21 protein-coding genes are annotated in these 21,276 nt (G+C 44.3%); all 21 read right to left on the minus strand.

Annotation, left to right across the window (positions count from 1 at the left end; translation table 11 throughout):
• Positions 1 to 4: 4 nt before the first annotated feature.
• Positions 5 to 448 carry an OmpH family outer membrane protein gene (locus B4J50_RS00500; protein WP_024822511.1) on the minus strand — a complete coding sequence of 148 codons (444 nt, stop codon included), beginning with the start codon at positions 446 to 448 and terminating at the stop codon, positions 5 to 7.
• Between the two features lie 121 nt (positions 449 to 569).
• Entirely contained in the window at positions 570 to 1,253 is a 684-nt protein-coding gene (locus B4J50_RS00505; RefSeq protein WP_286846362.1) for a cytidylyltransferase domain-containing protein, read from the minus strand.
• Entirely contained in the window at positions 1,250 to 2,416 is a 1,167-nt protein-coding gene (gene neuC / locus B4J50_RS00510) for a UDP-N-acetylglucosamine 2-epimerase (RefSeq protein WP_286846363.1), read from the minus strand. The genes B4J50_RS00505 and neuC overlap by 4 nt, the downstream gene beginning before the upstream one ends.
• Entirely contained in the window at positions 2,416 to 3,456 is a 1,041-nt protein-coding gene (locus B4J50_RS00515) for an N-acetylneuraminate synthase family protein (protein WP_286953873.1), read from the minus strand. Before B4J50_RS00515 ends, neuC begins: the two co-directional genes overlap by 1 nt.
• Before the next feature lie 27 nt (positions 3,457 to 3,483).
• A complete protein-coding gene (locus tag B4J50_RS00520; protein ID WP_286846366.1) occupies positions 3,484 to 4,500 on the minus strand; it encodes a class I SAM-dependent methyltransferase in 1,017 nt (338 codons plus the stop codon).
• Positions 4,501 to 4,622: 122 nt separating this feature from the next.
• Complete coding sequence (locus tag B4J50_RS00525; RefSeq protein ID WP_024822516.1) at positions 4,623 to 4,979, minus strand: flagellar protein FlaG; 357 nt, start codon at positions 4,977 to 4,979, stop codon at positions 4,623 to 4,625.
• Between the two features lie 79 nt (positions 4,980 to 5,058).
• Positions 5,059 to 7,416, minus strand: coding sequence for a flagellin (locus B4J50_RS00530; protein ID WP_286846367.1), 2,358 nt, complete (start codon positions 7,414 to 7,416; stop codon positions 5,059 to 5,061).
• 123 nt (positions 7,417 to 7,539) lie between these two features.
• Positions 7,540 to 10,065 carry a motility associated factor glycosyltransferase family protein gene (locus tag B4J50_RS00535; protein ID WP_286846368.1) on the minus strand — a complete coding sequence of 842 codons (2,526 nt, stop codon included), beginning with the start codon at positions 10,063 to 10,065 and terminating at the stop codon, positions 7,540 to 7,542.
• On the minus strand, positions 10,065 to 10,325 hold the full coding sequence (gene csrA, locus B4J50_RS00540) for a carbon storage regulator CsrA (RefSeq protein WP_286846369.1): 261 nt from the start codon (positions 10,323 to 10,325) through the stop codon (positions 10,065 to 10,067). The genes B4J50_RS00535 and csrA overlap by 1 nt, the downstream gene beginning before the upstream one ends.
• Positions 10,325 to 10,798: a flagellar assembly protein FliW gene (locus B4J50_RS00545; RefSeq protein ID WP_286846370.1), complete on the minus strand. Its 474-nt coding sequence runs from the start codon at positions 10,796 to 10,798 to the stop codon at positions 10,325 to 10,327. Before B4J50_RS00545 ends, csrA begins: the two co-directional genes overlap by 1 nt.
• 30 nt (positions 10,799 to 10,828) lie before the next feature.
• Positions 10,829 to 13,522: a flagellar hook-associated protein FlgL gene (gene flgL, locus B4J50_RS00550; RefSeq protein WP_286846371.1), complete on the minus strand. Its 2,694-nt coding sequence runs from the start codon at positions 13,520 to 13,522 to the stop codon at positions 10,829 to 10,831.
• Positions 13,523 to 13,533: 11 nt separating this feature from the next.
• On the minus strand, positions 13,534 to 16,020 hold the full coding sequence (gene flgK / locus B4J50_RS00555; RefSeq protein ID WP_286846372.1) for a flagellar hook-associated protein FlgK: 2,487 nt from the start codon (positions 16,018 to 16,020) through the stop codon (positions 13,534 to 13,536).
• A 12-nt stretch (positions 16,021 to 16,032) separates the two neighbouring features.
• Positions 16,033 to 16,482 (minus strand): flagellar export chaperone FlgN, encoded by a 450-nt coding sequence (gene flgN, locus B4J50_RS00560; protein ID WP_024822523.1) that lies wholly within the window; start codon positions 16,480 to 16,482, stop codon positions 16,033 to 16,035.
• A gap of 4 nt (positions 16,483 to 16,486) precedes the next feature.
• Positions 16,487 to 16,771 carry a flagellar biosynthesis anti-sigma factor FlgM gene (gene flgM / locus B4J50_RS00565; RefSeq protein ID WP_286846374.1) on the minus strand — a complete coding sequence of 95 codons (285 nt, stop codon included), beginning with the start codon at positions 16,769 to 16,771 and terminating at the stop codon, positions 16,487 to 16,489.
• 60 nt (positions 16,772 to 16,831) lie between these two features.
• Positions 16,832 to 17,458 carry a ComF family protein gene (locus B4J50_RS00570; RefSeq protein ID WP_156923383.1) on the minus strand — a complete coding sequence of 209 codons (627 nt, stop codon included), beginning with the start codon at positions 17,456 to 17,458 and terminating at the stop codon, positions 16,832 to 16,834.
• Positions 17,459 to 17,472: 14 nt separating this feature from the next.
• Positions 17,473 to 17,898 carry a GNAT family N-acetyltransferase gene (locus B4J50_RS00575; RefSeq protein WP_024822526.1) on the minus strand — a complete coding sequence of 142 codons (426 nt, stop codon included), beginning with the start codon at positions 17,896 to 17,898 and terminating at the stop codon, positions 17,473 to 17,475.
• The gene (locus tag B4J50_RS00580; protein WP_024822527.1) at positions 17,882 to 18,103 is read right to left on the minus strand and encodes a hypothetical protein; all 222 of its coding nucleotides are present in this window, start codon (positions 18,101 to 18,103) and stop codon (positions 17,882 to 17,884) included. Before B4J50_RS00580 ends, B4J50_RS00575 begins: the two co-directional genes overlap by 17 nt.
• Positions 18,104 to 18,117: 14 nt before the next feature.
• Complete coding sequence (locus B4J50_RS00585; RefSeq protein ID WP_024822528.1) at positions 18,118 to 19,284, minus strand: DUF3084 domain-containing protein; 1,167 nt, start codon at positions 19,282 to 19,284, stop codon at positions 18,118 to 18,120.
• Between the two features lie 97 nt (positions 19,285 to 19,381).
• Positions 19,382 to 19,819, minus strand: coding sequence for a YkgJ family cysteine cluster protein (locus tag B4J50_RS00590; protein ID WP_286846375.1), 438 nt, complete (start codon positions 19,817 to 19,819; stop codon positions 19,382 to 19,384).
• Complete coding sequence (locus B4J50_RS00595) at positions 19,809 to 20,135, minus strand: hypothetical protein (RefSeq protein WP_024822530.1); 327 nt, start codon at positions 20,133 to 20,135, stop codon at positions 19,809 to 19,811. The genes B4J50_RS00590 and B4J50_RS00595 overlap by 11 nt, the downstream gene beginning before the upstream one ends.
• A gap of 13 nt (positions 20,136 to 20,148) precedes the next feature.
• The gene (locus B4J50_RS00600; RefSeq protein WP_024822531.1) at positions 20,149 to 21,267 is read right to left on the minus strand and encodes a flagellar basal body P-ring protein FlgI; all 1,119 of its coding nucleotides are present in this window, start codon (positions 21,265 to 21,267) and stop codon (positions 20,149 to 20,151) included.
• Positions 21,268 to 21,276: the final 9 nt, after the last annotated feature.

Here is a 21,276-nt window from a genome sequence, read left to right on the forward strand (position 1 = left end):
TGCGTTACTTCGTAGCAGCACTCTTTTTCAGTTCTTGAACAACATCATCAGTGATGTCAATGCCACCGAAATATACGGCGCTTTTTTCGATCACCACGGTGATGCCCTTCATTTTAGCTACAGTTCTTACAGCCATCTGTGCTTCCTTGAAAAGAGGCTCCATCAGGCGCTGCTCTTCCATAGCCAGTTCATGCCGCTTCGTTTGATAGATTTCCATCTTTTTGTTCTGATCAGACTCTTTTTCAACAGCAGCTTTCATTTCGTTTTCTTTGGTCTGGCTGATGGTCTTCAACTGCTGGGTTACCCCTTCAAACTTAGGGTGCTGGAACACAATTTTCTGAGAATCAATAACCCCTATTTTTTCCTCAGCCATAGCTGCGCCAGCGAGCAGAAACATCGCTAAAAGAGCCAGAGAAACAATAAAAACCAACCTTCTTGACGCTATCATTCAAAGACCTCCCCCAAAACGGAAAAGTTACTCACTTCCAGGAATTGTAACGTTGAAACAATTATAAGTCTAGGTGGGAAATACTGATTCCATAAAAACGTAACTATATCTCTGCCCAATTTTACAGTTTCTTTCTAAGAAGATACTCTGCATAAAGAAGATCCGATTCGCTATCTATATCCACACTCGATTCCTCGTCCATAAAATAGGGGTAAAAAGGGGAATTGATGAAACGCTGTTTTTTTAAAAAAATATCTGAATGGATATAATATATTGCTCCATTTATTCTCCATGTCTTAGGTAAATTTTGTCTTGGCATTTCAAAATACTCTTGCCCCATCAGCGGAGTTAGCTTTCCACCTTCCTCCACAAACATTTTATAAGGTGTATGATTAACCTCTGTAAGGCTCACAGCACAATTGAAATGTTTTTCTCTTGCAGATCTGATACACTCATCTATTTGTAAAGAATTTCTTAAAGGAGATGTCGGTTGAAGCAACACTATCTCTTCCTTCCCACAACTATGTATCCCCATAGCGTCAAGGGCATGAAGAACTACTGGGGCTGTAGGCGTGTCATCTCTAGCAAGATCCACTGGTCTGGATATCACTTGTATACCTAAAGAACGTCCATATTCAGCAATTTCTAGATCTTCTGTCGTTAACCAACAATAATCAATACATTTAGATTGCAATGCTGCCTGAATTGTCCATCCTAAAAGAGGTTGCCCGCCGAGAATACGCATATTTTTTCTTCGTATCCCCTTGCTCCCTCCTCTGGCTGGAATAATAGCAATACATCTCACAGATAACCATCCTCTTTTCTTAAAAATAAATCCTGAAACTGTTTTTGACGAGATCTCTCCCAAACATGTTTTCCAAGAAGGACAGACAAAAAACGCTCTGTGCTTTTTCCGTCGCCAAATTGGAAAGAGGATGCTATTTCGCTCTCTTTCATGTTAATAGCCTTATGTATAGCACCAATAATGGCTGTTCTCTGAGGAGGAGTATTTAGGACTGAAGGGAGACTGGTTCTACCATTCTGACGAGAACCTATATCGATAGTGGGAATTCCATAAACTGGAGCTTCATGAATGCCCGAGCTGGAATTTCCTATTATGAAATCAGCATTTTTAAGAAAAGTAAGAAAAAATTCAAAACGAAGAGACGGGAAAAAACGAAATCGCGAAGATTTTTGTAATGTTTTATATGCTTCCAATATAATATCGCAGCCAGGGTCATTATTAGGATATATAGCTATAAATTGCCTTCCACTTTCATCTATTCCCAAACAAATTTCTTTTATTTGTTCTCTCAAAGAAGAAAGCTCTGTTGTAACTGGATGAAACATAAAAATTCCATATTTGTCAAAAGGAACATCGTAACGTTGCTTCGCCTCTTCTATAGAGGGCAAATCTTCAGAAAGCATTATATCAATATCTGGGGAACCTATAACATAAATAGAATCTTTAAGTTCCCCCATCTGCACTAACCTTTGCGCTGACTGATTATTAGCCACGAAGTGAAGATGGGCAAGTTTAGTTATGGAATGACGTATGGTTTCATCAATTGTTCCCGATATTTCTCCACCCTCTATATGAGCAACTAAAATATTATTCAATGAACCAACAATCGCCCCCGACAAGGCTTCCACTCTATCCCCATGTACAACAATCATATCCGGCGTCACTTCGTGAACATACCTAGATAAGCCAGCAACTGTATTAGACAAAACCAGATCCATAGGCTCTCCATATATCTGATTCATAAATACGTGAATATGTTCAGATAAGCCATCTTTTTCAAATTCGTTAACGGTATAGCCATATCTAGCCAACGTATGCATCCCCGTAACAAAAACCTTGCATTCAAGGGAAGACGTTTGCTTAACGCCACGAATCAAAGGTTTTAACTTGCCATAATCTGCCCTTGTTCCCGAAATAAAGAGAATCACTTTCTTTTGAACCACTACAATAGATCCTCCCATCGTATCTGATTCCCTGCAAAAATATTACTTTTCGCCTTACGCCCTAAAATGGAACGATATTCACTTGCCGGAATTTCTCCCGTTCCTGGTCGCTTAACCCATATATTCGTTTCTGTTAATATATCTCCCTGCTTTATATCTGTTTCTGCAACAACACAGGCATACGCAAAATCTATAGTTGGTTTTTCTTCCGGAAGAATATCCTTTGTCCCTCCTAGAGCCTTATAAATAGCTTTACTTCCGTATATAAGTTCCCCTAGCTCCTTAGGATCCATAGAGATAGGGATATCTGGCCCCGGCCATGCTTTATCAGAAGTAAAATGTCTCTCTATTATAGAAGCACCTAGAGCCACTGCTCCCAAACACGGATAAATTGTTTTGCAATGATCTGAAAGCCCTAGAACTGCATCAGGGAAAGCCGCTTTTAACTGGTGTAAAGCTCCTAGGCGAACCTTATCATAGGGTGTAGGGTACATACTTGTACAGTGTAAAAGAGCGAAAGGAACTTGATATTTTCGTAAAATATTTACAGACACCATTATTGATGCAATATCATTCATACCGGTACTTAATATAACAGGTTTTTTAAAGGAAGCGATGAGTTCTACCAAAGGATAATTGTTACATTCTCCCGACCCTATTTTATAAGCTTCAACACCCAAACGCTCCAAACGAAGAGCTGCTGCACGAGAAAAAGGAGTACTTAAAAAAATAAGCCCCTTGCTCTCTACATACTTTTTTAATTCTCTCTCTTCTCCCTCTAAAAGAGAGCATCTTTTCATTATGTTCCATATAGACTCTTCTGCATTAGAAGGGATTATATTTTGAGCGCTAGGAACCATTTCATCTTCTATAATATGAGACTGAAACTTTATACACTCACAACCGACAAGGGCCGCATCATCCACCATTTGGAAAGCTTTATCTAAACTCCCCTCATGATTTATACCGACCTCAGCTATCACTAAAGGGCTATACCCCTCTCCAATGTAGCGTTTCCCTATTCTAAAGCAAGGCATCATTTATCACCCCAAAACACATAAATAAGGTTATTTTTTACATATAATAATCATCGTATCAGAAAAGCCTAGCTCATCAACTCTTTTTTGCAAAACAGGAGCCACACTCATTAAATCGTCTATAAAACTACTTTTTGTTATATTTTTACTTGCCGAAGCAGTCATAATAAAATCGGATATGTCTTGTCCAAAAGTCCATACATTTATTGGTTTTAATTTCGCTTTTTTAAGCATAATTTCCGCAGATTTTTCTGTAAATATATGGATATGATCAGGAGGGTATATATGCCTACATGCCATTTCATTAAAAATCAGGTTACTAAAGCTACTGATCGACGGATGTCTTGGAATCTCCATAACTATATATGTACCCTCCATTATGTTAGCACTAATATTTTCTAACATAGAAACAGGATTCTCTAAATGTTCTAATATATTGAAAAGAGAAATAATGTTGCCATTCACTAAATAATTATGAGCATTTGAATCACTCACATAATCACATATAATATTGATTCCCTTACACCTAGCAAATTCAATTTCTTCTGTATCCGCATCTATACCTAAAACTTTATATCCTAAACCTTGAGCTGCGAATAAAATTTCCCCTGTTCCACAACCTATATCGATCCAAAGTCCTTTCTTTTTTACTTCGCTAGAAACCCATTCGACTTTAGGAGAGGCTATTTGTTCTACTCTTTTTTCAAAAAGCTCTTCGCTTAAGTAGACCGTATGTTGCAGATTTTTGTTCTGACCTCCTTGATAAAGTTGTTTTATTTCTTTGTTACTTATTATATCCCTTAAATAAATATGACCACAATTTAGACATTGTTCGTAATCGAAACCATAAATTGTTACAAATTTCACGTGATTAGATCGGTTACATATAGGGCATTTTTCTATACATCCTTTACGCCCGTAGTTTAAGGCTAGTTCTCGATGTTTTTCTGCACTTTTAATCTTCCAAGTCAAATCTCTGTTAAGATTTTGCATATTTATATCTTTGCTATATTTCCTATTGATTTCCTTAAACGCCCCATAGTTCAATTTATTGTCTCTCCCTATTAATCTCATTCAACCTAAACTAATTAAGGGATTTTGTTCCTGAGGTATAAGAACACCATTTACAGTAAATAATAAAAAGCCGGCTTTGAAGCCGGCTTGAGCATTTATGCTTTCACATCTAACATCATCCCAAGCAAATCTTGTACGTGTTTTACAAGATTCACGACTTCATCGGGTGGAATTTTCCGTACTACCTGATCTTTCACAGTGTCAATTACCTCAACCTGAAAAAGATCGGCTTCTTCCACATATTTGAACTTCAAATTACGATCAAAAATCCGAACTATTTCCTCCGCTTGGGAAAGCACATTCTTTAGTTCTTCCTTATTTTGCACAAGAGGAAGCTCTTTGCGAGATGAATTACTCGCACCCCGACTAACCCCAACCTGCTGAATAGGCAAAGGAGAGAGCGACATACCAACAGGACTGGAGGCGATCCCTTGTTTAAATGAAATATCCACTATAGTTCCTCCATTCCTCTTTTATAAAAAGAGGGGCTTTAAGCCCCTCTTACGACACGATATATCTCTCTTTTTTTACCTACCGAAGCAGCTGCATAACAGCGTTCGGCAACTGGTTAGCCTGAGCAAGCATGGAGTTACCAGCCTGCATAAGGATGTTGAGCTTCGTAAAGGTCATCATCTCTTTGGCCATATCAAGGTCACGAATACGGCTTTCAGCAGCGGTCAGGTTCGTACTGGCAGTAGTCAGGTTATTGATAGTATGCTCCAAACGATTCTGGTATGCACCAAGGTTCGCTCTCTGGCTGGACACACGATCTATAGCGCTATCGATAACCGTGATGGACCGCGTCGCAGCCTCCCTATCGGTTACAAGAACCTTATTGAGCCCAAGAGAACGAGCACTCATATCACCAATGTAGACTCCCATGTCTTCCTTCTCGTTGGCACCGATCTGGAATACCGTTGTGTTATCCGCAAGGTGAACAGTAGTATCATAGGCCTGAGCAGTAGCAGAAACAGTCCATTTCTTAGCCGCATCATCCCACTTCGCTTCAAGGCCAGCCATTGCATCAATTTCAACGTCTATATTGGAATGTACAACTCCTACAAGCTGATTACCAGTTACCTCTACCTGATTCACGTTCGTACCAGTATGGGCATTAGTAACTCTTACATTGAATGTGTTTTCTGTAGCCTTCTGAACTTCATTCAGGCTCAGAGCTTTTACTACATCCTCATCGCCAATGAAGTTCAAGTTTCCAGCCTTTCCTGTAATAGCGCTGGAAATAACCAAGGTTCCTCGCACAGAATAGGGAGTATTGTCCGTATCCTTCTCTACAAAGTTAGCGAAATTCGCTTTATTATCGTCACGATTTGCTGCATCCAATACTTTTATTTGGTCTAAGCCAGAAGAAATGGCGTTGTTAAGCTTTAAGGCCAGATCTCCAAGGGTATCCTGACTATAGAGAGTAATACTGGCATCTTTACCGTCTCCCTGAACGAGCTTAATGGTTTGAGGATCGTCGATAAGGAAACGCCCAGAAGAAGCATCCCAGAACTTGTCGAGGTCTCGAAGGCTCACATCTGCGTAGGCTTCATCTCCAGCGTCAAGCTGTCGGAAAGTAGCTTCACCAGCTGCTAGTGTTCCCATGCCAAACTTGTAAGTAGAAAGTTGAGCCGTGCCATCCTCATCAAAAGCCCAGAACTTCAATTCTTTCTGCGTATCGTTTATTGCACCATCAGCAAAATAGAACTGCATGGTCTGTGCTTTACCATTATCCGGTGTCACTGTAAATTTAAGCCCATCCTCTGAAGCATCAGCTGCCTGACGTCCCACATTAATTATAAACTGCTCTCCTACTTTGACATCAGTAATCATAGTGCTTGTGACATTCCCACCAGTCAAAGCTTTAAAGGCAAGCCCCGCAGCAGAAGTGGCAGCTAAAGCAGTTTCAGCATCTGCAGCAGCGAAATCAATAGTAATGTCTTTTTCCGCACTCTGCATTACCTTACCAGCAGTAGAACCCATAGTCTGCACTTTAATGTTAAATGTTACCTTATCTCCATTAATGGCTTTTACTTCCCACAAAACCGAGCCATTCACTGTATTTCCAGTGAACATTGTCTTTGCAGCAGTTGCAAGAAAGCTCGTAAAGCCAGAGGGGACATTATTTTGCGCACCAAAGCTATAGCTCAAGGTCACGTTAGTTGTGGTAGCCCCTGTTAAAGTTGCATTTATCTTCACAGAAGTAGCATTGGCGCTCGCATGGACAAGTCCTTCTCCAGAAAGAGTTTTAATACCAAGAGCTTCTTTGCCAGAAACATCAGCGATAACATCGTCATGCTTTACCTTGAAGATATCGCTCTTTTGCACTTGAGCCTGTCCTGCCTTGGCTTCAACAGAAAGCTTGTAGTTGCCTTCAGCTACGATCTTCTGACCATACTGGTCGATTGTGCGAAGTCCGCCACGTACAAAAACTTTGGTCTCAAGCTGATCTGTAGACCAGAGCACAGAAGCTGAACCATCAAGAAGCTTCTTTTTGTTGAACTGGGTTGTTCCGGAAATACGGTCAATTTCATCTCGAAGCTGATCCACTTCAAGCTGAATGTACTGACGATCCTGAGAGGTCAGAGTATCGTTTGCACCTTGTACGCTCAGTTCACGCATTCTCTGAAGAATAGAATGAGTTTCGTTCAAAGCTCCTTCAGCAGTCTGGATCATGGAAATGCCGTCTTGTGCGTTGTTCACTGCCTGATCCAATCCCTTATACTGAGCGCGCATTTTTTCACTGATGGCAAGTCCAGCCGCATCATCAGCAGCACTGTTAATACGAAGACCTGTGGAAAGTTTGTTAATGGATTTCTGAAGGGAACCATTTGTCTGGCTTACAGAATTGTAAGCGAAAAGTGCAGGAATATTATGATACACTCGCATTATTATTTCCTCCTCCTTGAGGGTTATTAAAATTCTTCCTTGAAAATTCCATTATTCCATTTGTAAAGCCATATTCTTCTTTAGATGTCGTTTCCACCTCCTCACGTTTTCTTTACCACACATTTATATATCGACAGCTTCTTCTGCCTTCTTAAGGGAGACACCCCAAAAAAATGATATTTTTTGCGCATATTTTTCCTGTCTCTCTTTTGATAGCCCCGATAAGAAGCGTTCTGCAGTCCAGGCTGCCCAATTTCCTCCAGCTGATTTCTTAAAAAACTGGTGGAATGGTTCATTTTCTGGTGCGTCTAAAATACAACAACAAGCCCTATTAAAGGTTTCTTGATCCCCTTCCCAGAAAGAGGCTTCGCCATCAAGAAGTGTGGCAAGAAGAGAGTTAAAAGCACTCTCCCCTCCCTTTTTCTGCTCTATATACACTGCAAAACTTCGCAAAAGGGCAGGAAGAAGAGCCATTAAAGACATAGCTCCGTCAATCTCTGCCTCTGTTACCTGATATGCGTTATGGCGCACCGCAAAAATAAGTCGGGCTATTTCAATATATCCATTAAGCTCTCCCTCTATAAGTTTCTTCCATGCCATACACCATTCACCTAAAAAACCGGGGAAGTGTGCCAAAACCCATTCGATGAATATATTGAGGTCCTTATCTAGGCCCGCGAGATAGCTCGTTAAAAGAAGTCGCCCCACAATAAGAGGCTTATTGCTGTCAAGACAAGATTCAATCCACGGTTCCCACCACTCGTCTTCGCCTTTTTTTATTTCACGCCATAAAGCGCAAGAAGAAAGGGCATCCCCTTCTTCTTCGCTGAGAGCTAACTCAATCCATAAGTAATGTGTTCTTTCAAGATACGCAGCCACTGCCGCCACGTCTTCGTAGACATGGGCCCAGAAAGAGGTAAAATCCTTATGTTTCCACGTATCTGGGAACGGCCTATTCCAAAATTCGCCAGATTTGGAAAATACCATAATAGACTGCAAGCCGACAGACACCTTTTGTGCGTCATACCATAAAAGTTGCCACCGATGGAAAAGAGTTACAGATGTAGGGTGTAGATTTTTTAAAGACAAATTCAACCCTTGACGGTACATGCTCTGAATTTCTTCTAAAAGATCAGCGCACCGGTGCTGTAACATTTCAATTTCTTCAGCCACACATGCGGCCCGGTCCCTATCTACACCACTTTCAAGAGTCTCTTCTTCACTTTTTTCATAAGATACGGCAAGATGCTTTTCTTTCCAATTCTCTATACGTTGTGCAAAAGAAAGGTGTATTGCCCCTTCAATCCAGGCTCCCCCTTCTGTACAGTTATAAACAGGAGTTTGCGTAGAAGCTATACAACGCTCAAAATAGACGAGAAACGAATACCAATGGTCGTTGGTTTCTACTGTAGTACTTTTATCCCAGCTTTGAATAGCAGCGAACCCTTTCTGACCATACTCATGATGCCCAAATGACGAAGCATGAGTCTGCCCATCTGGTCCATAAGCCAAATCTTGTCCTATAAAAACAATTTCACTGGGCTGTAAGGCTTCAGCAAGGTGGAAACACAAATGGCTGACACATAAACCGCTTCGTATATCTGGCATTTTCATGACCCCAGCCAGGTACGACCCCAACGCATCACAATTTGTAAGGGATACTGGCCCTGGCCAAGTGGCCACAAGAGCTGGGTGAACTTTGGTTCCAGCTACAAATACGGTGTGAGAAGCCTCTTCCCTAAAGTCACGTATAATAGGCTTCATGCGTTCGTAGATAATTCGAGATGAATCGAGGGCCACAATAGCGTGAGGGATAACACCCGCCTCAAAAAGTCCTTGCGCTATAACGTCATTGGCTATAATCACCGCAAAATGTTGGGCTTCTTTAAGAAGGGGAATCTGTTTGTCCAAGGAGGGTCCTGCCGACACGATAATAGCCGGTTTGCCATGCCAGAGTTCCTTCAAACGCGTCAGGGGAACCATGCCTCGATGCCGTACAGTGCAGCCATTAACAATATTATGGGCCATCTCACGATAGGCCCGTTCAGCATCAATAAACTGTGATTGTATTTCTCCCCCTAAAGCTGTTTTAAACTCTCTGATAATTTCCCGAACCTCATCAATACGGTTGTTACTATTTTTCGTATTATGAACAAAAACACAAGGGGCCTGATTCAACAGACCGCCATGCCTCTGGAATACCTGCCGCCACTGGTTCTCTCGGTCTATAGATGTTTTCCCAACCACCCATGAAATACCGGGGCTCGCCAAAAGCCCTTCCATTTCATGAATATGCATACACCAGTAAAGAAGGGCCGGGTCGGTTTCCACTATTACAGCCCGATTCATGCGCTCCTGAGTTATTGTATGGGCAAAACTGTACCCCAGGCCAAAACCTACATACAGGTTAATGTCTTCTTTTCGGCCTCCATCTATCTCAAGAAAAGATTTGCCTCGAAGTTCCAGGAAACGCGTTATGCCTTCAGTATCGCGGAGCTCTGCATATTGCTCATTTATGTTCAGAGAAAAAGTACTGTATTTTTCATCTTCTGAGTAGCCCAACAACAATTCCGCAGCCTGAGGATTGCTTTTTTCCAAGGCCCTTAGGTTTCGCTGCCAAAATTCGAAATTAGGCGTAAGGGATCTCATTAGCATTTTTTGTTATCCTTGTTGCTCTCTCGCAATGTTTTACGAAGAAGCTCTTCTGTTTCTTTTCCTATACTCATGGGCACTGCCGCCTTTATATTTTCCCGAGCCGTCTCAATCCAGATCTCTTTTCTCCAGACTCTCACGTTCCGAGGCGCTTCTATTCCAATACGCACAGTGTCGCCACGTACTTCGAGAATAGATATTTCTATGGCATCGCCAATCACAAGAGCTTCGCCAACTTTTCGGCTGAGAACGAGCATCAGGACTCGCCCCCTACAGCCTGTTTCCTCATTAAATCCCGAACGCTCTGAGGCAACACTGGCGTTCTCACCTCGTAGGCTTCATTACCCGAAATTACCTGTTTTGCCATGCGCTCTTCGTGGTTAACAACAATAGGTGCACGCAGGTTCGCAGTCATATCCCACGGAGCTGCTGGAGGGATAGTAACGACAACCATAACAGTCAATTTATGTGCATCTCCGCCAAGAGCCTCTAAATCCTCGCTGCTCAGGGCCGGATCATAATTTTTCTCTATAAGAAGGGAGGAAACAACAGGCAACGCTACATCTTCGTCTTTAACGCTCTGCAGCCATTTTATGGGATTCTCGTCCTCTCCTGCCACCACCCATTCGTAATGGTCTTCAAATCCCGGAAGGCCTTTGGGGAAATAAACCACCGCTTCCGATGTCACTTCTAAACGGCCGAAACGGGTTGTTTCAAGTACGCGGGTCATAATCTATACACCTCCGCACAAATCGTTTATCTATCGCAAAAAGTCCACAAGGGTGGGCTGCACTATGCGAGCGATAATCGCCAAACTCGCCTGATATACGGCTTCGTTCATCTTATATTGGGTATAAGCTTCAGCCAGATCAACATCAGACACTTTGCTATAAAGATCTGTCAAGTTCAGGTTATTCTGCTTCAAACGAGCATTATTGGATGTATATCGTTTTTGAACGGCTCCTTCTCGCGTCCGAATACGAAGCAAGTTATCTTGAAAACTATCTATCTTTCCCATCAACGCACTACTAACGCCCTCTTGATCCCCTTGGCGGACAGCCCTGGCTAAATTATCCAAAACCCCAAAAAAATCACTGGCCTCTCGATCAGCTCCTGTTCGCACAGCTACCCTTTGAGAATAGGGGCCAGATCCGCCTCTGCTTGACGTTTCCATGGCCGGAGTTCCTAATAGGGCGCTAGAATCGTCTCCATTCTGCTCTACCTTAAAGGAATATCCTTTTGGAGACCAGAAAACAAGCCGTTCCTCTCCGCCATCTTTAACAATTCCCGCCCGTATATCTTGCCCCTGAAAACGGCTGTTGATTGTATTGACGAGGTCTTGTATTCCTACAGGGTGACCTGCCTCTGCTGGAGCAAGAGTAGAGAGATCAATAGAGTGTTTCATTCCCTTTATCGATACCGTGAGGGTTCCGTTCGCAGGAGGAGTCCATCCCGATATGTCAACTGTTCCCTTTACCGCATTGTCGATGTTCATCATATCACTGGCAACAGATCCCTTTACGTCATATACAGTTAACCGCGAGCCGTCTTTAGCCACAAGACCGAACTGTATTTGGGAACCATTTACGCCAGGCTGAGGGTCAAAATAGGAAACATCTATCCAATCCCCTGCTGCTTCCCGAATTCGCCGAGTTACGTCCTCTGGAGAACTGCCCGGATCAATGGTAATATCCACACTTTTGCCGAGAGTAGCAATACGAAGGGTTCCACCACTTGTCGTCGCTGTGTCAGAAGTACCGGTTCCGCCTACAAGGCCAGTCTGAAGCCCCATCTGAAGGGCCAGTCCGCCCGAGTACTGGGCAAAGGAAGGATCAGAGAAATTCATATCTCTGATGACTACCGGCTCACCTGTTTTTGCATAAAGAGCCGCATACCCCGAATCTTTATCTAAAACATCCAGGCCCAGGATATCCTCACCAACCTGAGCCACTATCTGCTCCATTACTTTAACAGAATCTACGTTGTTCCCGCCTGTACTGCTCCGTACATCATCGAGATAGATTTTTACTATATGATCCTCTCCGCCTACCGACACCTTCATGAGGGCAGGAAGGCTTGGGTCGAGGCCATCGGCATTCGGGAAGGTTACAGAAACACCTGAAGCGGTTTCCTGAGCCGTAGAGAGGCCCCATTGTGCAGCGTAATGGGCACTTGGCACTGTAGAACGATCATATACTGTAAGGGGGGCATTCTCCTTAGGCCGCAAGAGGAGTTTTTTCGTAGCTCCCTCAAGATTCCCATCTTGTACCTCCTCGTTATCAGACTGAACAACAACTTCTAACCAATCTCCTGCCACTTGACGAATCCGCTCTGCCAACTCTTCCACAGTTAACGAAGCGTTGGCGTCAATTTGTAAATCAGCTTTATGGTCACCACTTTGGAGCCGCCAATGAAGCCCCCCCCCATCAAGAGAAAGAGCATCTGAAGAAAATTCTATGCTCTGAAGAGTGGTCTCCATGCCCAGCAGATCTATAAGGCCTATATGGCTGTGATCGACCTGGTCTTTATCGGTCTCAGGCCAGCTGGTCACCTGAATAGGTTCCCCTGTATGCCCCACAAATTCGAGATATTGAACTTGCTTTTGAGGGTCTGTCATCACTCGTACTGTTGCAAGTTTGCTGACGCTTCCCATTTCCGTACTGTTGTTAATAATATCTGCTATTTGTGAGAGGGTATACCCCTTCATCTCTCCCTGATCTCGGAATCCGTTTTCATCTGAAGGTTGGTCGATACCGGGAAGCTGATCATCGCTCCACTGCTCTGGAATGCGCACTTTTGCGACTCTATCTCCTACTTTAAACTGGAGGATCTCAGAGCGGCCTTCCCACCTAAAATTCATGGGGAGAGCCCGACTCCGAATAGCATAATTTGTCTCATTCTGGGGGAAAAGTTCCCGGCCATGAAAAGACACCTGGCCAACTACGCCCTGTTCCACCTCAAAATTTACATGCTCTCTATTTCCTGTGTACAGGACCCGACCAGATACATCTCGCTGAAAAGGAGGAACAGACGTATTGAGACCGGCAAGAAGGAACCTTCCTTCTACAGAATAATTAGCAATATTAACAAGTTCTTCCTGAAGCTGAAGAATTTCCTCGGCAATAGCGTTCAGCTCTGTCTCGCCTAAACCTCCGTCACCTGCATAAACAGACAACTCTTGAATACGTTGAACCACATCTGTAATCTGGTTCATGGCTGTATCTGTATTAGAAAGCCACGTTACAGCATCATCAAGGTTTCTCTGATACTGAGAGTTTTCAAAAATAGAAGTATGAAGCCCTAACTCTCGAGTCACATCGATGGGGTTATCCGATGGACGCGCGTGCTTTTTTCCCGTATTCAGCTGACGCTGCTCTTCAAGCAAACGAGCTAAGTTTTTATGCATATCTGAAAGCATGGTTCTCTGAAGCATAGGGTTCGTCACTCGAAGCATGAGGATCCCTCCTATCGTCCAACAATGCCCATACCATTAATAAGCCGGTCGAGCATTTCGTCTATAGTCGTAATATATCGGGCCATGGCGTTAAATGCCTGCTGAAACTTAATAATATCCAACATCTCTTCGTCCATATTCACTCCCATAGTAGACTGGCGCTGGGCGTCAATCTGCAACGTCAAATGCCGTTGGTTCGTAGCCATGGTTTTCGACTGCAACCCTCGAGAGCCAAGCTCTGCCAGAAAAGAAAGATAGTACTCATTGAAGCTTGCGCTGCGGTTTTGGATAACCTTTCCCTGCTTAAGCTGTGCCAGAGCCAGAGCGTTGCTTCCATCGCCAGATCCCTTTGAATGCCCCGTTCCGTCTCCTCTCGCTGCAGCTATAAGGCTTGAGTCTTTATCAATAGCACTATTGAAAGCAAAACGTCTGGAGGCTCCGTATCTCGCCCCCACTTGCTCAAAAAAGGCAACACCTGTGGTCATTGCCGAATCCCCTGTTCCATGACCTGCATAGTGCCTTGCGTTTATTTCCGTAACCAGACCGTAGGTTATTTCATCAAACTGGTCTATAAAGCCAAGGATCATGTCATCTCGGGCTTCCATAAGACCTCTCATAGCGCCACCCTTTACGTGATGTTTTATTGTTACACCCGCTTGCCCCACGCCTCGAAGTTCAAAACGCAAGCCTGAGGAAACCTCTTCAAGCACCGACGCAGAATAATCAGATTGACGCGGAACCCGCCGGGCCTCTTTTAGGGCATTGCTGCTGGAGAGGTAGGTTTTGCCGTCCACAGAAAAAACTGCATCTTGTGAAGCTTTTATACAGCTCGTGGCATCCTGATCTCCCAAAAGGCCGAGGCGACGAGCAATGTTGAGGGAACCATTTTCATCCCCCATCACATTAATTCGCGTTCCTTCACCTACAACATTACTTTCAAGGGTCAAGAAGTAGGTTCCTGTAGCTTCATCTTTTTCTATTGCGGCATGGAGCCACTCTTCAGGCCTATTAGGTCCTCCTTCTTCCCCATAAGCCGCATTAATTTTATTCCGAATTGTCTCTAAGGAATCCTCCTCAGTAACATCAATAGAGACCTTCTTTCCCGACATGTTCAACCCTAAATCCGACATCAAATGTCCCTTCATGTCAGTAATGGAAAGAAGATGGTTGTTTCCCGAACGAAGGGTCAGCTGATTCCCATCAAGGGAAGCTGTGATCTGAGCTGAAGCAAGGCTCGTGTTGAGAAACCCGTTCAGGTCAGTTAAAGACAGAGTCCCATCTGCTGATTGAGAGGTATTTGTGCCATCAGAGAGATCCCACTTTCCGTCAGCATCGTTCCAGACAATTGAAATGATCCTCTCTTCACTCCCTGCTGCCACGCGAAAAGAGTATGCATCACCATCTTTACCAGAGGCAAGAATTGTGTCTGAAGGGAGAATCTTTGAACGGGACAACACACCTTGGCTACCTACACTCAAACTAAAACTTCCACGAATATTAAGGGCTTCTGTCTCTGATTGGGGACGAAGACGAGGCGTCTGGGAAGAGCTTCCTCCGCCAATTTTCCATGCCGTTTCAGAAGCGAGTCGGTCAACGTATACAGAATGAACACCTTCAGGAGAATTTTGCCCTGGTGTAACAAAGAGGACGTCAGTATTATCCACAATGTCGAACAGGTTATCTTCTACTTGAACATCATGAAAACCTTCGTTCCCTGGCACTGAAACCGCTACTAAATGCCGAGTTTTATCTCCCTGTACCAAAAGTTTGCCATGAAGATATACTTTAAAATCTCCATCATCCATGTCAGAGGGAAGAGAAACTTCCACATCTACTAACTCGCTTAATTTCTCTACCAGCAAATCTCGTCGATCGAGAAGGTCGTTAGGGTTTCCACCAACCCCCTGCACTTTCGCAATGGTACGATTTAAGGCTGCAATCTGATCTATATAGTCGTTTGCTTCCTGAACCTTTAACACAACTTCTTGATCTAGAGATTGTCTGTATTGATCGTAATTACGAACAAGCTGGTCCATAAAAACAGTCAGGTTTTGGGCACTCTGTACTACTGTTTCTCTCACCGACGGTACATCTGGCCTTTTATGGAGTTCTTCCAGACTTTTCCAATACTCGTCAAGAGCAACTTTAAATCCTTCCCCTGCAGGCTCGTTCACGTACAGTTCTATGGTGTTTAAGGATTTTTCCAAAACCTCCCAATAGCCTTGTACAGAAGTTTCTTCCCGAAATTGGAGGTCGAGGAAATCGTCTCGTAACCTTCGAATTGCGTCTATTTTGACCCCCGTTCCAATCTGCCCGGGGAGACCTGGTCGAGAAAGTCCAGGAACCGTATAAGGGTCTGTCGAGGAGGCTTCCACTCTTTGGCGCGAATATCCTTCTACGTTGGCATTCGATATGTTATGACCGGCAGTTTCCATAGCACGCCGAAAGTAATCCATGGCGCGCCGGCCCATTTCCAGGCCAAAAAAACTGTTAAACATGGATATTCCTCCTTATACAGACATATCCAGCCCCCCGCAACCGGGAGCTGCCATTCCTTCTAAACGACGCCACTCAGCAAGCAAGATGTCGCTAAGGGCCCTATTTTCGTCAACGAGACGAGATAAAATACCTATTTCAGCCTGTAGGTTCCGCACTACGGGGATAAGAGCTTCGGCGGCCTCCCGTAGCTCAACTCCTTCTTGTTCTGGTAAAAAAGAACAAAACTCCATAATTGTAGGGGCACAATGATACGCAGAAGAAAGGCGACCAGCCAAACGTCGGCGTTCCTGTTCCAATGCCTCCCCTTCAAAGGCTAGAGATTGCTGTTCTTTCATAAGTTGCTGTAATAATTCGAGGCGCCCTTCCTTGAGCGCCTCACGCTGTTTAACCACAACACTATGCATTTTCTGCAACACATCAGTCTGCTGCAGAAGGACTTCTACCAGCGATTGTCCGTCCATGGAATCATTCGTCCTTGTCAAGCAACCCTGCCCGGATCAAGCCCTCTGCTACCTTATGGAGATCCGGACGATATTGCCCGCTCTGAATCTGTTTTTTTAGTTCTTCTACCTTCCCAAAACGGACATCTGGCACTTTTTTAAGCTCTGTACGGGCTTTCGCAAGCTCTTTGGCAAAAGCACTAAATTCAACACCGTCAGTCTCCTCTGCTGAAGACTGACCTAGGTACTTTTTACCATTGACTTTGCCCACAGGGCTAGGGCCATAGATACCACGAATTTTATCGATCATTAATGATCACCCCGCTCTAACCTTTCTCATATCTATTATCGGAATACATCTTCAACAGCTTTAACGGGAAAAACGAAGAGATGTAGACCATGTTATGGCATAAGGGACTTTCACCCCTTTTCTCTTTAATGCAGATGCTCCACGACGTAATGTCGTTCCCGTAGTACATACATCATCTACGAGAATAACAGGCATTGCTTCAGGGAAAGGACACGTCACTACGAAGGCGTCAGAAGCCATAGACCGCCGAGCTTCTGATCCGCCAGACGTTTGGGCCGAAACATGTCGCCTCCATTCCAGCCCATAAAGAACCGGCACATTCCATTCTTGAGCAATGCCCCTGGCCAAAAGAGCTGCCTGATTCCATGGCCGTGTACTTTTCTTATGGAGAGGGATCGGGACAAGACAACAGGGTATTCGAGAAAAAGTTTTTCCCAAAGCTCTCCCCATGGATATTCCAAGTTGCCCCCATCCAGCGTATTTCAATTTTAGAACCATATCTCGGCAAATATCTTTATGAAGGGCACCTGAAAAAAGCTGTAAATCTTTTCCTATGGCGAGTTGAAGCGGATGACATAACAACGATTGGAGGCACGATACACACCCTACAGAGCCAATTCGGCCACACATCGGACACTCTGTCGGCCAGAAACAATGCTCTATAAACTGGGCTATTCTACGAAACATAAAAGTAAAGTAGCTCAAGAATATTCAATGGGGCAACGCAACAACATTAAAGCCCCTTCCTTCTCCTCAAAACCATATTGAGCCAGAAAAGGCCCCAACTCGCTGGTGTATGTAAGTATCATGGGAATAGAGTGTATAGCCGGGTGATTGAGGGCATAATCAATAAGAGCAGAGCCAATACCCTTCCCTTGATGGTCTGGATGAACCATAATATCCCAAAGAGTTCCCCGAAAAACAAAGTCTGTAAGGATACGACAAAAAGCAACTAACTTCATATCATGCCGGACAGAAAAACACATGGTTGTTCCGTCTAGCATGCGCTGTATATCTTCTAAAGAGCGGCTTCGCCCCCATTGGGTAAAACGGTAAAGATCGCGGAGCTCAGCAGGAGTTACCGCTTGCTTACTGTCGTAGAAAGCATACTCAAGCTTGGTTTTCATGTATTGCTGCCACCTTAGAGAAAGATAATCCATGAATGATTTTCCTTAAATCACTTTTTCTCGCGTCGGCAGAAACCTGTAATTGAAGGATCTGACCTGTACCGCAGCGGGGACAGATCCACATGGCTCGAGCGATTCCATCGCTATCGGGAGTTCCTGCCAACACTTTAGTCTCTCCGCATATTTGACATGCTACTATGAGCATTTCTATTCCTCCTACTAGGAAGAGGCCCCAAAGGGTGTAATATGAAAAACGATTTGGACGGGGCCTTCGGTATAGATATTTTCCGCAGCCAAAACCTTTACACTCATCACTTTTGTAGCCTTTTGCAGTTCCTCTACAGCATCAAAAAAAGCTGTCGCATCCATAGCTCCTACCTTGCCACTTACAGGATCTGGCATAATTCCCTCGTCCACTGCTTGATGATTAACCTCTGCCAAAAGATCATGGAGAAAGGATTCTGCATCTGCACCTTTAGGAACCCAAGATCGGGAAGCAATATTCTCCCCTTTAGAATAAACCAGCCGGCTATCATATACCTCATAACGCACTCTCACATCTTCACCTTGTAAAACGTTAGCGTTCGCTATAATGCGTATAAATTTCCTATTTTCCGAATTCGTACACTCCTGAATTTTAGCTTTTTCTTCCTCTAGGTCAACTGCCAATGTAATTTCGTCAGGAGAAACTCCCGATCGAAGCCCCACCACAAACTCGGCTCGACGGCGAAGTTCTTGAAAAAGGGCATCTACTTTACTTGGAGAACTTTTAGGTTGAATAACGTGCTGCCCAAGAAGCTCTCCTGCAAAAACAGCGATACGGCCACTGCGAACCTGAATTAACCCCTCTCGCAAACGGCTCGCTTCTTGGCGAAGACTTCCTACTTCCTCATCAAGTTTATATTTTTCTCTCTCAAGGGCATTCTTCTCATTTTTTATCTGAGACAAATCACCCCTGGCCTTTTCCAGCTCTGGACGGACAGAAGCCAGTTGGTTCTGAACTTCCTGCAACTTCTTCTCTTGGGCTTCAAGTTTACTCTGGCTCTCCACAAGGCGTATAGACATGAGCTGTACTTCATCCCGACTATCTTGAAGCTCTGCTGTGAGATTTGTAAGTTGGCTCTGTAAAAATTTCATGGAAAAAAGGGCCGTACGAACGTTCTCTGAAACTACAGACATGGTTCCAAGAATAGCGATAGATATAAGCACTCCTGTAAATGCGGTAATGATTTGGCTCGTATGGCGAGGACGTAAACCGAAAAGAGAGATTCGTTTCTTCCCTATACGCATCCCAACCCTGTCACCTAAATACGCCAGGATAGCACTGACAACAAGGAGCGTTATAATGAGTCTCCAGTTCATATCAGACCATATCTGGGCTTGCACAGCACTGCCTCCATTTCATAGAGCATATCTATCTATGTATCTCAGAATAACACGAAATGGGGGTAGCCACAAAGGACTACCCCCATTTTCAGCAAAATTACATACGATTTACTCTAGGGAACAGCATGATCATAAACTTTATTTCCTGGGCTGGATATAGTCGTCCTTGATTCATCCCAGGGCACATTTGAGCTGTCTGTTCCCACGATTGAGGGGTACGCACTACATGAGGCCAAAAGGGGAAAAGGGAGCACTGTATCGGCCTCACAGGATAAATAGCACAACGCCCCGTTTCTAGAGTATAAAACACACATGCCCCTCCTTCTTTTTCGCGAAGGCTGGGGGCTCCCCATCTTTGAGTTTCATTTTTTATTCGGAATGTAGGAATATCTATGTTCAACCAACAGGCGATCCGTTCCTCATCTATAGGAGAGACCCAAATGGCGCCAGGTTCTCCTCTGCAACATCGTCCGCACCCTATACAGGAAAAACGCAATCCCTCTCTCCACCACGGAAGGGGCTCTTCATTCTTCATGCGGGGAAGCATCACTTTCCAAGGATGAAGCTAACTGGTTGTAGAGAACCTTCCAAAGTCCCACACCATTTTGCTTCGACAAAGCCTCGGCAGACATTTCTACAGAAAGATCTTCCATCGCTCCAAACGGCCGTTTTTCGTCACGCCCCGATATCCTTTTAGCGTCACGAAGCATATTTTTCCATATCTGAGATAACAAGACCCCTTCAAACTGACGACATGCTTCTTCCAATTGTTCCCGCTGCTTCTTGTGATCTTCCGAAACAAAATTTTTCTGCACAACATGATTTTGAGAAGCATCAACTTTATTCAACATTATTATGCCTCCACTACATAACTACAAGGTCTCCATGGAGAGCCCCAGCCTCTTTCACTGCCTGAAGGATAGAGATAATATCTCTGGGCGTTGCTCCTACAGCATTAAGAGAATCCACAAGCTGATTGACCGTCGACGAGGCTCCAAGAGAGATAAGGCTTCCGCCCTGCTCTTCCGCTTCAATTTCCGTTCTTGGCTGTACTGCCGTTCGTCCTTCTCCGAAAGGCTGAGGCTGGACGACTTCGGGTTTCTCCGTAACGCGCACCGTCAGATTTCCATGAGCGACTGCTACAGCGCTTATCTTTACATCACCACCCATAACAACCGTACCGGTTCTTTCGTTCACCACTACGCGAGCTATGGCATCTGGTTGCACGGTGAGACCTTCTATTTGGGATATAAAAGAAGAAGGCGAGGAAGTGAACTGCCCAGGAAGGGCAATGGTTACCATTCCCGCATCAACAGGTGTCGCCACTGCACCAAAACGAGAATTAATAGACTTGGCAATTCGTTCTGATGTAGTAAAATCAGGCTCCCTGAGAAGCAGGGAAACAGTTCCATCGGCAGTAAAAGTCATAGGTACGTCCCGTTCCACTATAGCTCCCCCGGGAATTCTGCCAACCGTAACTACATTTTTAGTCATAGAAGCTGCTTGTCCACCTGTTGCGAAACCTCCTACAAGTACCGGCCCTTGGGCTACCGCATAAACAAGCCCATCCGCCCCCTTTAGGGGAACTTGAAGCAACGTACCGCCTTGAAGACTCTTGGCGTCTCCCATAGTGCTTATCGTTACGTCTATTTGCTGCCCTGGGCGGGCAAAGGGAGGAAGTTCGCACGTTACTGTTACAGTAGCGACATTCTTACTTTTTATAGCTCCATCGTCAAGAGTTAGGCCAAACTGGCTCATTACGTTACGTATCATCTGAAGCGCCATCTTCGACTTATCGCCAGTACCCTGCAACCCCATAACCAGCCCCACACCAACAAGCTGATTTGATCGAACTCCTTGAATATCTACCAGATCCTTTATTCGAACTCCAGGATGAATCGCTGCCCACAAATTCGTCACCTGAGAGCTCCATAAGAAAAAGAGGGTGAGAAAGCATATGGATATTTTTGCACTTCTTTTCATGTATTACTA

This window comes from Aminobacterium sp. UBA4908 (assembly GCF_002398115.1).
Lineage (GTDB): Bacteria > Synergistota > Synergistia > Synergistales > Aminobacteriaceae > Aminobacterium > Aminobacterium mobile.

Coding starts and splice junctions, on each gene's coding strand:
- flgK (WP_286846372.1), bottom strand. CDS start 16,020: ATGTTTAACAGTTTTTTTGGCCTGGAAATGGGCCGGCGCGCCATGGAT.
- flgM (WP_286846374.1), bottom strand. CDS start 16,771: ATGATCGATAAAATTCGTGGTATCTATGGCCCTAGCCCTGTGGGCAAA.
- B4J50_RS00590 (WP_286846375.1), bottom strand. CDS start 19,819: ATGAAGAATGAAGAGCCCCTTCCGTGGTGGAGAGAGGGATTGCGTTTT.
- B4J50_RS00595 (WP_024822530.1), bottom strand. CDS start 20,135: ATGTTGAATAAAGTTGATGCTTCTCAAAATCATGTTGTGCAGAAAAAT.
- B4J50_RS00530 (WP_286846367.1), bottom strand. CDS start 7,416: ATGCGAGTGTATCATAATATTCCTGCACTTTTCGCTTACAATTCTGTA.
- csrA (WP_286846369.1), bottom strand. CDS start 10,325: ATGCTCGTTCTCAGCCGAAAAGTTGGCGAAGCTCTTGTGATTGGCGAT.
- B4J50_RS00515 (WP_286953873.1), bottom strand. CDS start 3,456: ATGATGCCTTGCTTTAGAATAGGGAAACGCTACATTGGAGAGGGGTAT.
- B4J50_RS00580 (WP_024822527.1), bottom strand. CDS start 18,103: ATGCTCATAGTAGCATGTCAAATATGCGGAGAGACTAAAGTGTTGGCA.
- B4J50_RS00500 (WP_024822511.1), bottom strand. CDS start 448: ATGATAGCGTCAAGAAGGTTGGTTTTTATTGTTTCTCTGGCTCTTTTA.
- B4J50_RS00570 (WP_156923383.1), bottom strand. CDS start 17,458: ATGTTTCGTAGAATAGCCCAGTTTATAGAGCATTGTTTCTGGCCGACA.
- flgL (WP_286846371.1), bottom strand. CDS start 13,522: ATGCTTCGAGTGACGAACCCTATGCTTCAGAGAACCATGCTTTCAGAT.
- B4J50_RS00575 (WP_024822526.1), bottom strand. CDS start 17,898: ATGAAAACCAAGCTTGAGTATGCTTTCTACGACAGTAAGCAAGCGGTA.
- flgN (WP_024822523.1), bottom strand. CDS start 16,482: ATGGACGGACAATCGCTGGTAGAAGTCCTTCTGCAGCAGACTGATGTG.
- B4J50_RS00535 (WP_286846368.1), bottom strand. CDS start 10,065: ATGAGATCCCTTACGCCTAATTTCGAATTTTGGCAGCGAAACCTAAGG.
- B4J50_RS00545 (WP_286846370.1), bottom strand. CDS start 10,798: ATGACCCGCGTACTTGAAACAACCCGTTTCGGCCGTTTAGAAGTGACA.
- B4J50_RS00600 (WP_024822531.1), bottom strand. CDS start 21,267: ATGAAAAGAAGTGCAAAAATATCCATATGCTTTCTCACCCTCTTTTTC.